Origin of the sequence: Enterocloster aldenensis (assembly GCF_003434055.1) — a bacterium.
In the GTDB taxonomy this organism is placed as follows: domain Bacteria; phylum Bacillota; class Clostridia; order Lachnospirales; family Lachnospiraceae; genus Enterocloster; species Enterocloster aldenensis.
On the sequence record NZ_QVEX01000026.1, the window covers coordinates 16,619 to 29,402 of the forward strand.

A 12,784-nucleotide genomic window follows, 5' to 3' on the forward strand; every position below is an offset into this window, starting at 1 on the left:
TTCCTTCCGGCGCCTTCTTCAGGATCCGAATACTGCCAGGGCCGTCAGGTTGGCAGCCCAGTGCATCAGTACGGCCATGGGATACTTCCGGTATCCACTGGTCTCATATCCCCATGCCAATACCATGCCTAAAATAAACGCATACGTTCCCTGCACCCAGTTTCCGTGATATAATCCAAATGCCAGGGATGACAGGACAGCGGATAACCAGAATCCCGTACACTGTCTGAGCCAGCTGTACAGGAACGCCCGGAACAGAAGTTCCTCTGCCAACGGCGCGGTAAACAGCGTTACCATTAAAAATGCGGACGGCCGCTCTGCCGCCGGTTTCATGGCAGCCTCAAAGGCAGCCAGGCTCCCTGCCGGCCACGGAACAACCCTCACCAGCAGGTTGCCGGCAAGGGCTGCGGCCATTGTCACTCCAATACGCAGCCGCCACCCGTCCGGCAGCAGCTTCCTTCCATCCTTCATATGTCCCTTATCTTCCTGTTCCCATTCTGCTGACAGTATAGCATGACTGTATTGTTTTTGCCACCATATTTTACTCTCTTTTCATTGCATTTTTTCCCAGTTTCACCTATAATTAACTTAATTTATATGACAATTAAGAGACAAGCGAGGTATGGATTATGGCAAAAAAACGCATTGTATTGGCCATTGGCCACAAAGATTTGGGAACCAATCTTCCGGAGCAGAAGGCTGCCGTGGCCAGGACCGCAAAGGTCATTGCGGACTTTATCCAGGAAGGCTGGCAGGTAGCCATCGTACACAGCAACGCTCCCCAGGTAGGCATGATCCACACTGCCATGAATGAATTCGGCAAACAGCATGATGGATACAGCAAGGCGCCCATGTCCGTGTGCTCGGCCATGAGCCAGGGATATGTGGGATACGACCTTCAGAACGGCATCCGCGCCGAACTGATTAAGCGCGGCATTTATAAACCGGTCTGCACGGTACTGACCCAGGTTACCGTGGACCCCTATGACGAGGCCTTCTATACACCGGTCAAGGTAGTTGGACGCGTCATGACAAAGGAAGAAGCAGAGGAAGAAGAAGCCAAAGGCAACCATGTTAAGGAAGTGGGAGGCGGATACCGCAGGATTGTGGCCTCCCCGCACCCGGTTGCCATTGTGGAGATTGACGCCATCAAGGCGCTGATGGACGCTGACCAGATTGTCATTGCATGCGGCGGCGGCGGAATCCCTGTCATGGAGCAGGGCTACAACTTAAGGGGCGCCAGCGCCATCATCGAGAAGGACCTTGCAACCGGGCTTCTGGCCAAGGAGATTGACGCGGATGTGATGATGATACTCACCAGCGTTGACAATGTAACCCTTAATTACGGCACCAAGGATGAACAGCCCATAAAGCGCATGAGCATTGACCAGGCAAAGGATTATATCAGCCAGGGCCAGTTTGAATTCGCATCCATGCTGCCAAAGATATCCGCATCCATCAGTTTCCTGGAAAGCGGAAAAGGCCGCAAGGCCATCATCACCACCCTGGACAAGGCCAAGGAAAGCCTTAAGGGGAATGCCGGAACGGTTATTGAATAGGATATATTAAGAGGGATTGCATCACCTGCAATCCCCCTTTTTTATCCTGGATTCCCTTCCCATGCCTGTTCCCCGTCCGACACCCGGGACTTAATATAATCCGCCACCTTTTCCCTGGGTATTTCAAGGGACAATGCAAGCTCTGAATACAGGTTTTCCTCAGCCGTCTTAAAATACCGCTCGTCCAGGTCCGTCATCTTCTTGCCCTGCCTGGTCCTGTCCTGCCGCCGCAGGTACAGCGCCTTGATCATGCTGACCCACACATGGCAGTCGCAGGTCTTAAGGGCTTCCTTGTACCGCTCTTCCCTCTGCTTGTCTTGCGTCACTTCCATTTCCTTCACGCCCTGGATCCTGTCAATCAGGCAAAGGGCCTCATCCCTGGTAAGGAGCGGCCTTATGACAGTCTTGTCCGAATCCACAGGCGTGACGATCTTACAGTCCTGATGATAATAAGGCCTCAGCTCATAATAAAGCTTGCCCTTTGGCCCGCCAGGCCTGTCTATCACTTTAATATCCATGACTTCACAGACTCCCCTGATTCCATAAATGATATATTGGCCTTTCTCAAACATACTTTAACGCCCGCTTCCCCGGGTCGTGTTAACACGCCCTGATTTTATAATACTATTTTAACATTAAAATTTTGTCGATGTCAGGTGTTTTTTGCAGAAGCCATTATTTTCGTGGATTATGTCATATATGGTCCGCTGAAGGTTTGTGCATAATTACAACATTATCCTGTTCTTGACATACCTATGTAATCTATGTATAATACCTTATATACATAGATTATCTATGCTATTTAAATCATTTATCATCATCAAAGGAGGTCATACCATGGACAAACGCTACATGGCCCTTGCCACTTCCATGCTGGTCCTTAAGCTTCTTGACCGGCAGAGCATGTACGGGTACCAGATCATCCGGGAACTGGAGCAGCAGAGCCAGAACGTATTCAGGCTACATGAAGGCACCCTCTATCCTGTCCTTCACGCGCTGGAGCAGCAGGGCGCGGTCTCCACGTCCCGGCAGCTGGCGGACAACGGCAGAATCCGCAAATACTATGCCGTCACAGCCCACGGCCGGAAACTGTTAGTTGAAAAAGAAAAGGAATGGCGGGTCTATGAAACCGCTGTCAACCAGGTGATGGGAGGTGTTCTTTTTGGATAAGGAACGATTCCTGGATGAAATAACCGACCAGATTTCCTACAAGCCCCTGCGCCCTTCCATCCGCCAGGAACTGAGTTCCCATATAGAGGACCGGGTTGAGGAATATGAATCCCTTGGATTGTCCGCCTCCGATGCAGCCGCCAAAGCACTGGCCTGCATGGGGGATGCTGTTGCCATTGGCACAGAGCTGAATGAAATCCACCGAATCCAGGGATCCCCGCTGCTTTCCATCGTCACCGCCCTGCTCTTCCTGACCGGCTTTGCAGCCGCCTGTTCCGGTTTCATGGGGTGGACGCATCAGCAGGCAGCCAATGGAGCCCTATGTTATATTCCGGGGGGAATCCTCCTTGTCATAACAGCCTTAAAAGGATATCCCCTGCTCATCCGCTGCCGCAGGGTCCTGGCCTTTGCCATCCCCTTCCTGTATCTGGTGGTCCAGGCCCATGAAATCATTTACACACACATAAACGGCAGGTACTTCAATATAGGAAATATCACTTATTTTGCCACCATGCTGTTTGCCCCTGTGGCCCTCGTACTATTATATGGCTGCCGGCAGTACAGGAAACATGTCCTGGCCGCGTTATTTACATGTGCCGGCCTGTGGGCAATGTCAATGTATTTTTCCCTGTTGTATGAAGGTGGGACCGCTGCGCTTATTTTCATCCTGACCATGACCTGCACGGTCTGCTTCATGATTCACCGTAAGATCCTGCAGGGCAGCAAAAGAAAGCTTTATGCCGGCGTACTGGCCGGTCTGGCACTGCTCTCAAGCCCTCTTTTCCTGACAGCCCAGGGCCGCGGCAGCATACAGGCCTTCCTTTCACCCCAGTCAGCAATCAGCAGCACCTGGGATGATACATACAATGGAATCCTCATCCGCCGGCTCATTGCCAAAACCCCGCTCACCCATGGAATCGTGCTTTCCCCGGAGGAAATGATGGATTATGGGACCGGCGCATGGTACTTTGCCTCCCGCAATCCACGAAGGATCGGTATTGACGCTACGGGAAATACCTCCAACCGGCAGTTGTTTGAGTCTTATGGGGAGTGGGAACCAGGAAGCACGCCCCGGTACATCCACTACAATGCGGAAAACGTAACCCTGCAGGATATCCTTCCACAGCACTATTACAACAATTATGTCATCGCTGTGTGTATCCTTTTGTTCGGCTGGCTGCCCGGGCTGGTCCTGATTGGGGCAATGGCCCTGTTCTACCTTCTCCTGTTCTCCTGCATCGCCAGGATACGCGGAAAACTGGCTTCCTCCCTTGCATTCTGCTGCGGTCAGTGCCTGCTTTGGCAAGGAGTCCTGTACCTCCTTGGGAATCTTGGATACCAGTATGCCTCATTCTCCAACCTGCCCCTGATTTCAGAGGGACGGATGAGCATCCTGGCCAATATGCTGTTACTGGGAATGATTGTTTCGGCCTACCGGTTTGACCGGGTGGTGGATGATGGGATCTGGGATTTAAGGAACGCGGAAGGATAGGCGCGCCGTCAGAAACAATAAAAACAGGGGTGGATTCCTGCATCCAAGCAAAAATCCACCCCTGCCTTTTATGTTATCATGGCTGCATCACAAAAGCAGCCATTGCGCTCCATCCGCCAAATATCCTGTCTGGTCTTAAATCCGCTTCCCGCTCCTGTCCAGCCGGTATCCGTCAATGGTACAATCCACACGCATCACGCCGTCATCCGGGTTCAGGTAATACCAGTCACCCTTGTATTCCTGCCATCCCGTCTTCATATAGCCATCCGTGCCGAAATAGTACCAGTTGTCATTCACCAGGGCCCAGGAAGTAAGATTCTCTCCCTGATATTCGTACTTCCAGCCCTTGCTTTCTTTTATCCACTTGCCCAGCAGGATGTTGCGGTACGCGTTCATGTCGCTCTCCGGCAATATGGAAAAATACAGGTTTGTCCTGGCATCCCCATAACGGAACTCCACTACATAACATCGGTCCAGGGTATCATAAAGACCGCCTGCATTTTTCTCCCGTTCCACTGTCTCAGGACGCACAATGGGATAATGGGTCCCTTCCTTAAGTCCTGTAACCGTGCATTCCAGATATTTCTGGGTCTCACCGTCATAGGTGATTAAATAATAATTCATTGTCACATCATCCAGATTGATGTCGTTCTTGTCTTTTGTAACCGTGAATGTATCTTCTTCCGAAGCCCTGTAGCCAAGCACATAGGACGAGTAACCATCGTATATGGAAGTCTTCCTGCTGTTAAGATCCATATGCATGGTCACAGGCACATCAGGCATTACGGCTGCTGCTTCTGATACAAATACAGAACCTATACTAAGGACAGCTGCAGCTACAATGGCTCCCAGCTGCCGGACCGGTCTGATCATCCTCATCCGGTACCCTCCTCTCAATCTTCTGACTCCGCAGGATTATTATCTGACAACAACCTTCATGAAGTTCTTCTTGCCCCGCTTAAATACCATGCCGTCTCCGGCAAACCGGTCTTTTGCAAATGCTGCCTTGATATCCTTTACCGGGCTGCCATCCACGGACACACCGCCCTGTTCCACATTCCTTCTTGCCTCGGAACGTGAAGCGCAGAGTCCGGACTTCTGAAGCACGCCCAGAATATCAATGGAGCCGTCCGCAAAATCTTCATCTGAAAGCTCAAATGTAGGCATATTGGCAGTGCTGCCGCCTGCCACGAACAGGGCCCTGGCGCCTTCCTGCGCCTTTGCAGCCTCCTCCTCGCCGTGTACCAGCTTGGTCAGCTCGAATGCAAGGATTTCCTTGGCCTGGTTAAGCTGGCTGCCTTCCCACCGGTCCATCTCGTCTATCTGTTCAATCGGAAGGAATGTCAGCATACGCATGCACTTAAGCACGTCCGCATCCGCCACGTTCCTCCAGTACTGGTAAAACTCAAACGGAGTGGTCTTGTTGGGATCCAGCCATACCGCGCCTGACTGTGTCTTGCCCATCTTCTTGCCTTCGGAGTTCAGCAGCAGGGTAATGGTCATGGCATGTGCGTCCTTGCCCAGCTTGCGGCGGATTAACTCCGTACCGCCCAGCATATTGCTCCACTGGTCATCCCCGCCAAACTGCATGTTGCAGCCATAGCGCAGAAACAGCTCATAGAAATCGTAACTCTGCATGATCATGTAGTTGAATTCCAAAAAGCTTAAGCCCTTCTCCATCCTCTGCTTATAACATTCCGCCCTCAGCATATTGTTAACAGAGAAATGAGGTCCTACTTCCCTGAGGAAATCAATGTAATTCAACCCCATCAGCCACTCGGCATTGTTGACCATCATGGCCTTGCCTTCGGAAAAATCAATAAAGCGGCTCATCTGCTTCTTAAAACAATCGCAGTTGTGCTGGATGATCTCCGGTGTCATCATGGTACGCATGTCGGAACGGCCTGAAGGGTCGCCCACCATACCTGTGCCTCCGCCAATGAGGGCAATGGGCCTATTGCCTGCCATCTGAAGGCGTTTCATCAGGCACAGTGCCATGAAATGCCCTACATGAAGACTGTCAGCCGTAGGATCGAAGCCAATATAGAAAACAGCTTTTCCTTCATTGACCATCTTCTTAATCTCTTCTTCATTCGTCACCTGGGCAATCAATCCCCTGGCAACTAATTCTTCGTAAATCTGCATGGTTGTTCTCTCCTCTTCCTACTCTAAATATTTTAACATATTTCCAGTTTCATGCAAGGGCTTGATTCTTACGTTTTTCTATCAGGCGGCGTCCGCGGCGCTTCCGTGATCAAAAACAAAAAAGCCCCGTCCCTTTCAAAAGGACGAAGCCTGGACTCCGTGTTACCACCTGATGTTTACAGACAGCTCGCGCTGCCCGCCTCTTCGAGTACTGGAGCGCATGCTTCTCCTGAATACTCTAGCACGATAACGTGTGCAGGACCCGTCACAGCCTACTGGGCATCCGCCGTTGGGTGTGAAGCTCTAAGATGTATTCATGACCTGCTTTCCATGCGCCTCTCATCACCCGGCTGCTTTCTGTATGCTTTTGCAGATCATTACTTGTTCCCGTCATAGCCAATTCATGAAATTATCCCCATTATAGACAGGTCCGGCTGTTTTGTCAAGCCCCTGTCTGTTTTTATCCTAAGGTTTCTTTCTGTTCTTCGTTTCTTTCTGTTCTTTCTGTTTTCATCCAAAAATGGATTATGGCAGCGGCCCGGCAGCCGGTCTGTGGGCAAACGTCAGGACAAACACAGCGCCCAGGATCAATGCAAACCCGGCAAAATCAGCCGGGGTAAAGGAGGTCTTAAGCCAGAACACGGAAATAATGACTGCTGATATAGGCTCCACGCTTCCCATGATGCTTCCCTTTAAAGGTCCTATCATGCTGACCCCCTGAAGGTACAGGCCAAAAGCCAGCGCTGTCCCGACCACGATTACCCCGCCGAGCGCTCCTGCCGTACCTGGGTCCCAGACAGGATGATAGGTCCACGGACGCACGAATATCCCCATTGCAATGCCTCCTATCAGCATTCCGAATCCCAGCACCTGGTAGATGTCATACCTGAGGATCAGCCCGCCCGGTATCATGGTATAAATCATGGCGCTGACAGCTGCCAGAAGCCCCCAGAACAGTGCCTCCCCCGTAATGTGGAAGGAGTGGATGTCCCCATGGGTGCCGATGACAAAGGTCCCCAGCAGTGAAAGGCCGATTGCCCCAAGTTCCAGTCCTTTGGGAAGTCTTTTCCCCCTGATGCACACCACCATCAGGATCAGGACCGGCGACAGGTACTGAAGCACGGTTGCAGTGCCTGCATTGGATGCCTGGATGGCCATGAAATATGTAAACTGGCAGAATGTGATGCCGAAAACAGCAAACAGCAGCAGGTGGAGTGCATCCTGTTTCCGCTTAAATATGTTCAGGTTCTGTCTGCCGTTCAACCTGAATCCAATCATGATGAGGATCAATCCAGCAAAGAAGAGGCGCACCGTGACCAGCCACGGCGCCTGCACTTCCTTCTGTTCAAATAAAAACTGGCCGCAGCACCCGGAAAAGCCCCAGCAGGTGCCTCCCACCAATGCCATCATGGTTCCCAACGTCTGTCTGTTCTGTATCTTCATATTTCCCATACTCCTATCCTGTCATGCTCTATTTATACTTATAAATCCCCATATTGTCAACATTTTCATGGTATTAACCCTTTACGAATCCCGGTTTCTATACTATAATGAAGCATTGGAATACATCCGTGCACCCGGATCAGGCGGATATGCAGCGCCAGACTTTACCGGGCGCGGTATTTATACATGGGAGGACATAAGATATGGGATTCACATTCATCAACCAGCTGCCTTCACCGGCAGAAATACGGGAACAGTTTCCGCTGGCCCCTGAACTGGCAGAAATCAAACGCAGACGGGACCAGGAAATCAAAGAAGTATTTACCGGGGAAAGCCAAAAGTTTGTTGTGATTATCGGCCCCTGTTCTGCTGACAACGAAGAGGCTGTATGTGATTACACCAGCCGTCTTGTTAAGGTCCAGGAACAGACAAAGGACAGGCTCATCATCATACCAAGGGTATACACCAACAAGCCCAGGACCACGGGCGAGGGTTATATGGGCATGGTGCACCAGCCGGATCCGGAGAAAAAACCAGATATGTTCGAAGGCATACTGGCCATCCGCCACATGCACATGAGGGTCCTGCGGGAAACAGGTTTCCCCACCGCGGACGAGATGCTTTATCCTGAAAACCTGAACTATCTTTCCGACATGATGTCCTATGTTGCCGTGGGCGCCCGTTCCGTGGAGAACCAGTTCCACCGCCTGGTGGCCAGCGGCTGCGACGTGCCCGTGGGCATGAAGAACCCCACCAGCGGTGACCTGACCGTCATGCTTAATTCTGTGGTGGCTGCCCAGCTTCCCCATGACTTCATCTTCCGGGCCAGCGAGGTACAGTGCCCCGGCAATCCTCTGACCCACACCATCCTCAGAGGCGCGGTGAACAAACGGGGCCAGTGCATCCCCAACTACCACTACGAGGATTTAAAACTGCTCTTTGACCTGTATGCCAAGCGTGATCTGCAAAACCCGGCCTGCATCGTGGATACCAACCATGCCAACTCCAACAAGCAGTATAAGGAACAGATCAGGATTGCAAAGGAAGTCCTTCACAGCCGCCGTCATTCCGGAGATATCAAACGGCTGGTAAAGGGCCTTATGATTGAGAGCTATATCGAACCCGGCAGCCAGAAGATTGGCCAGCACTGCTACGGCCAGTCCATCACGGACCCCTGTCTGGGATGGGAAGATTCAGAACGTCTGCTGTATGAGATTGCAGATAACCTGGATTAAGGTTAATAGGAAAGATAAAACCGGAAAACATAGAAGGGAGCCCGGATCATGTGATACACCATTACATGATCCGGGCTCCCTTATCCATCTTAATCCCATGGGGCTTACATCCCCAGGAACATTTCATTCACAACAATTGCCAAAGGCCCGATGTATCCAATGCGGTCACTGAGCCCGGATTTCAGGATATAGTCCCCGTCATACAGGGAATCATAATACGTGCAGAAATCCAGGAACCGTTTCTGGATATGGTCCATCTCAAACATGAACCCATAGATGATAACCTTATCCGGCGCCAGCAGGGTGATGGTGTTCACCACGGTCCTGGCCAGCCGTTCCACAATATCATCAATGATTTTCTGGAGTCCCGGGTCTTCTATCCCTATCCACTGTTCCATGTTCCTGACTTCAATCTTATCCACATCCCCGTCCACGAATGCATGGAGTCCGGGCATGGAGTCCTTTGTGCAGGCCCGTCTCACACGCTCCGCAATGGCGTAGGTGGCCACATGGGTCTCCAGGCAGCCCCGCCTGCCGCAGCGGCATAAAAGCCCGCCCGGCTCCACGATATAGTGGCCGATTTCCGCTGTCTTGGAATTCTGGCTGTCATATATCTTGTTCTGTATGATGATGGCCGAGCCAACGCCCGGCCCCCATTTGATGAACAGGAGGTTTTCCTGATTTTTGCCTGTGCCGTATATCAGTTCCCCCTCTGCAAATGCCTTTACGTTATTCTCCACCACCACGGGAAGGTCCAGGAACATTTTCATATATTCCCCAACCGGCACCGCCTCGTTCCATATGCGGTAAGCATGAAGGCTGACCCCTGTATCCCGCTTCACAGGGCCAGGAAGGGATATGCCTGCGCCAAGGACAGACTCCTTTGATATTCCCTGTTCCCACATAAGGGACTTGCCCTCATCCGCCACCTGTTTTAAGAATACCTGCGGCTCCAGTGACCCGTCTGTCCTCAGCTTCCTGCAGGCGCGCAGCCTTCCCTTCAGGTCGCTGATGGATATGCAGGTTTCAGGCGCTTCTATGCTCACGGAAAGCACATATTTATACTGATAATTAATATCAATGGACACCTTTTTCCTGCCTGCCCGCTTCTCCTCTTCCATCTCCCCTTTTTCCACAAGGATTCCCGCAGATAGAAGCTGGGTGCAGATCATGGTAACCGTGGCCGGTGTCAGTCCCAGTTCCAGGGCTATGTCCTTCCTGGACATGGCGCCATGGTCGTTCAGAAGTTTCAATATGGCGCTTCGGTTACTCACTTTTACATTTTCAAGGTTAATACCCGTATAGCCCATATCTTCTCCCTCCTTATCATTTCCCGGTCCGCTGCACCAGGGACTTCCTGTTATGTCTTACTGTTATGTATTACTGTCATGTCTTCCTGTCATGCATAACTGTTTCACGGAACCGGCCACACTTTGTATTCTCAGATATTGTAAATCTTATCCCATATCAGTATAGGCGCAAACACTTTTAAAATCAAGGAAAATTTGGATGCATCCTAATATACACAGGCCTCCATCCCCATCATATGTGCCAGCATGGTAAGCTCCCGGGCCACACCCCCGTAAATCACCACAAAGTGCGGTTCCCAGCCGCCCTTCACACTTTTTACTATGATATCTTTGGCATCATGGTCTGTCTTCACTACCACGGACGTTCCGCAGAACTGTTTTGGGCGGTCCAATGCCTCGCCGGATGCGATAAAGAACCGGAAGCTTCCGTCCGCCTTACGGCCTACCCGGAAGATGGTCACCTGGTCACAGGCCTGGCATCCGAAATCCATGACCGGTCCGATCTTGCGGTTGGGGTGTACGCCCACCCGGGCCCCGATATCTTTTCTTGCCAGGGTGCAGGCCGCCATTCCGCAGTGCCAGAAGGTAATGGTTCCTTCCTTTTCATCCATGGATACAGGGTCCCCGAAAAAAACAGGGCTGCCGGTGAGCTGTGTCCCGATATACATGGACAATGCCCCGTACACGTCGGACTCACAGCTTGCGGCTATCCCCGACGCATTGAGCATGGCCAGCACGGAACATACAGGCGTCCCAAAGGAGGTAAAGAAGTCAGGCCAGCATCTGGAGGATAATGCGCCGATGTGGTTCTCAGCCACATAATCCTTGTATGCCTTATATAATCTGGCAAAATCCTTCACGTTCTTCTCCGGCGTGCCGTCCAGCCCCACCATCATGGCCCTGGCTTCCTCAAGGCAGGGCGCGCATTCCTCATCCGTAAAAGACTTTGCCTTGTCAATCAGCTCCCTGGCTTCAATGGAATCCAGCGTCACCCCAAAGGCGCGCATGAGCTCGGAATCCAGCGCCCTTCCGAACCCAAAGCCCTGGGGCGTATGGCCGATGGAAGCCATTTTCAGTTCCCGCATCTGGTGCTTAATCCTGGCAGCGCCAATGGCTGCCTTTACAGATCCTGCCACCTCGTCTTCTTCCGGGGAGCCGAAGATATATTCAAATTCACTGTCCCTGAACGCACGCAAGGCATTGCCCGCTGAGAATGCCCCGGTCAGGGAATTCAGCCTCAGGCGCCCTCCGTCAATCACCGGCTCCCTCAGGGTCCACAGCAGAACGGGGCAGGTAAAGCGCTTAAGCACCTCGCTGGCAAAGGCTGCATTGGCAAAGGTAATGTTCTGGAGGATGATAAGCCCGGGATTGATTGTATCCAGGTAGGCGCACAGGTCATCCATGGACAGCAGCATTTTATCCGGGTAAACGCCGTCCTCTGTGAGGGAGGAAATCAGGCCCACGGATTTGTCAAATTCCACCTGGGCGCTTTCCAGATGGAAGGTAGGTACTCCAATCGGTATATATGCAACTTGATATTTCATGATTTTATATCTCCTTTACTTTATTAACAGGGAAATTCCCGACACAAACAAAAGTACATATGTAATCAGCATGAACAGGCGCTGGCTCATCTTCGCATAAAGCCGGCTTCCAACCGCCATGCCCGCTAACAGGAAAGGTATGGAAGCCACCTGTATCTTTACCAGTTCCGGGTTCCATAACCCTGAACGGATATCATCCAGCAGGATGATGGTATTGAGCACCACCCACACCGTGGAAATGGTGGCCCTGAAGCTGACCTTATCCTGGATCCGTTTAGTCAGGTATCCGATTAAAAGGGGGCCGCCCGATACAAAAATGCCATGGACAATCCCGGCCAGGCCAAGAAGGAGGTAAAGGCCCGCCTTATCCGGCCCCGCCGCCTTGCCCTCTGCCGCCGCCTTAGCCTCTGCTGTCTTAGCACCTGCCGCCGCCTTAGCCTCTGCTGCCTTAGCACCTGCCGCCGCCTTAGCCTCTGCTGCTGCCTCAGCCCCTGCTGCCGCATCCTCTTGCGTCCCAAGCCAATCCCTCCAAAGCTTATGCAGCCCCTGAAGGGACAGACAGACAACAAACAGCCCCAGCAGCGCATAGAGCGCCCTTTCCCTTCCAGCAAAAAATCCTTTCAGGAAAATGCCTCCCACAATCCCTGCTGCCATCACGGCCACAATCTTCTTAAGCTCACCCCAGCACACATGTTTCCTGTGCCCGGCAAACACATATATCCCTGACAGCAGGCCCAGCACGTTAAGCACGGGCTTGGCCGTATCATACCCTACCAGCATCAGGCTGGGAGGCATTGCAAGGATGGTCCCTGCAAAGCCTGTGATTCCCTGTATGATGTTGGACAAAAGTATGACAAGGAAAAATACTGCGTATCCCATAATATAT

General features: G+C 51.9%; 12 protein-coding genes. 4 read left to right on the forward strand and 8 right to left on the reverse strand.

The features are described from left to right. Nucleotides 1-18: 18 nt before the first annotated feature. Complete coding sequence (locus DWX59_RS26810) at nucleotides 19-471, reverse strand: CPBP family intramembrane glutamic endopeptidase (protein ID WP_117563212.1); 453 nt, start codon at nucleotides 469-471, stop codon at nucleotides 19-21. Nucleotides 472-629: 158 nt separating this feature from the next. Between DWX59_RS26810 and arcC the strand changes: the two genes are divergently transcribed. Then, nucleotides 630-1,559 carry a carbamate kinase gene (gene arcC, locus DWX59_RS26815; RefSeq protein ID WP_117563213.1) on the forward strand — a complete coding sequence of 310 codons (930 nt, stop codon included), beginning with the start codon at nucleotides 630-632 and terminating at the stop codon, nucleotides 1,557-1,559. A gap of 41 nt (nucleotides 1,560-1,600) precedes the next feature. On the opposite strand, the gene DWX59_RS26820 is transcribed toward arcC, so the two are convergent. After that, on the reverse strand, nucleotides 1,601-2,131 hold the full coding sequence (locus DWX59_RS26820; RefSeq protein ID WP_117563214.1) for a CarD family transcriptional regulator: 531 nt from the start codon (nucleotides 2,129-2,131) through the stop codon (nucleotides 1,601-1,603). A gap of 265 nt (nucleotides 2,132-2,396) precedes the next feature. Here DWX59_RS26820 and DWX59_RS26825 point away from each other — a divergent pair, with 265 nt between their 5' ends. Further along, nucleotides 2,397-2,729 carry a PadR family transcriptional regulator gene (locus DWX59_RS26825; protein ID WP_117563215.1) on the forward strand — a complete coding sequence of 111 codons (333 nt, stop codon included), beginning with the start codon at nucleotides 2,397-2,399 and terminating at the stop codon, nucleotides 2,727-2,729. Then, nucleotides 2,722-4,221 (forward strand): permease prefix domain 1-containing protein, encoded by a 1,500-nt coding sequence (locus DWX59_RS26830; RefSeq protein ID WP_264469799.1) that lies wholly within the window; start codon nucleotides 2,722-2,724, stop codon nucleotides 4,219-4,221. The genes DWX59_RS26825 and DWX59_RS26830 overlap by 8 nt, the downstream gene beginning before the upstream one ends. A 135-nt stretch (nucleotides 4,222-4,356) precedes the next feature. Here DWX59_RS26830 and DWX59_RS26835 read toward each other — a convergent pair whose 3' ends face one another. From DWX59_RS26835 to DWX59_RS26850, 3 genes are all read right to left on the reverse strand, one after another. Then, complete coding sequence (locus DWX59_RS26835; RefSeq protein WP_166460313.1) at nucleotides 4,357-5,100, reverse strand: hypothetical protein; 744 nt, start codon at nucleotides 5,098-5,100, stop codon at nucleotides 4,357-4,359. Nucleotides 5,101-5,139: 39 nt separating this feature from the next. Next, a complete protein-coding gene (gene tyrS / locus DWX59_RS26840) occupies nucleotides 5,140-6,366 on the reverse strand; it encodes a tyrosine--tRNA ligase (protein ID WP_117563217.1) in 1,227 nt (408 codons plus the stop codon). Nucleotides 6,367-6,891: 525 nt separating this feature from the next. Then, nucleotides 6,892-7,809 (reverse strand): EamA family transporter, encoded by a 918-nt coding sequence (locus tag DWX59_RS26850; RefSeq protein ID WP_173906110.1) that lies wholly within the window; start codon nucleotides 7,807-7,809, stop codon nucleotides 6,892-6,894. A gap of 203 nt (nucleotides 7,810-8,012) precedes the next feature. On the opposite strand from DWX59_RS26850, the gene DWX59_RS26855 reads away from it, so the two are divergent. After that, nucleotides 8,013-9,044, forward strand: a complete 1,032-nt coding sequence (locus tag DWX59_RS26855; protein WP_117563218.1) for a 3-deoxy-7-phosphoheptulonate synthase — start codon at nucleotides 8,013-8,015, stop codon at nucleotides 9,042-9,044. A 104-nt stretch (nucleotides 9,045-9,148) separates the two neighbouring features. Here the strand turns inward: DWX59_RS26855 and DWX59_RS26860 are convergent, their stop codons facing one another. From DWX59_RS26860 to DWX59_RS26870, 3 genes are all read right to left on the reverse strand, one after another. Continuing rightward, complete coding sequence (locus DWX59_RS26860) at nucleotides 9,149-10,354, reverse strand: ROK family transcriptional regulator (RefSeq protein ID WP_117563219.1); 1,206 nt, start codon at nucleotides 10,352-10,354, stop codon at nucleotides 9,149-9,151. 206 nt (nucleotides 10,355-10,560) lie between these two features. Beyond that, nucleotides 10,561-11,898 (reverse strand): fucose isomerase, encoded by a 1,338-nt coding sequence (locus tag DWX59_RS26865; RefSeq protein WP_117563220.1) that lies wholly within the window; start codon nucleotides 11,896-11,898, stop codon nucleotides 10,561-10,563. Between the two features lie 15 nt (nucleotides 11,899-11,913). Beyond that, the gene (locus tag DWX59_RS26870) at nucleotides 11,914-12,780 is read right to left on the reverse strand and encodes a TSUP family transporter (protein ID WP_434800813.1); all 867 of its coding nucleotides are present in this window, start codon (nucleotides 12,778-12,780) and stop codon (nucleotides 11,914-11,916) included. Nucleotides 12,781-12,784: the final 4 nt, after the last annotated feature.

Excerpts from the sequence above, each read along its gene's own strand:
- DWX59_RS26810 (WP_117563212.1), bottom strand. The coding sequence starts at position 471 with ATGAAGGATGGAAGGAAGCTGCTGCCGGACGGGTGGCGGCTGCGTATT.
- arcC (WP_117563213.1), top strand. The coding sequence starts at position 630 with ATGGCAAAAAAACGCATTGTATTGGCCATTGGCCACAAAGATTTGGGA.
- DWX59_RS26820 (WP_117563214.1), bottom strand. The coding sequence starts at position 2,131 with ATGTTTGAGAAAGGCCAATATATCATTTATGGAATCAGGGGAGTCTGT.
- DWX59_RS26825 (WP_117563215.1), top strand. The coding sequence starts at position 2,397 with ATGGACAAACGCTACATGGCCCTTGCCACTTCCATGCTGGTCCTTAAG.
- DWX59_RS26835 (WP_166460313.1), bottom strand. The coding sequence starts at position 5,100 with ATGAGGATGATCAGACCGGTCCGGCAGCTGGGAGCCATTGTAGCTGCA.
- tyrS (WP_117563217.1), bottom strand. The coding sequence starts at position 6,366 with ATGCAGATTTACGAAGAATTAGTTGCCAGGGGATTGATTGCCCAGGTG.
- DWX59_RS26850 (WP_173906110.1), bottom strand. The coding sequence starts at position 7,809 with ATGAAGATACAGAACAGACAGACGTTGGGAACCATGATGGCATTGGTG.
- DWX59_RS26855 (WP_117563218.1), top strand. The coding sequence starts at position 8,013 with ATGGGATTCACATTCATCAACCAGCTGCCTTCACCGGCAGAAATACGG.
- DWX59_RS26860 (WP_117563219.1), bottom strand. The coding sequence starts at position 10,354 with ATGGGCTATACGGGTATTAACCTTGAAAATGTAAAAGTGAGTAACCGA.
- DWX59_RS26865 (WP_117563220.1), bottom strand. The coding sequence starts at position 11,898 with ATGAAATATCAAGTTGCATATATACCGATTGGAGTACCTACCTTCCAT.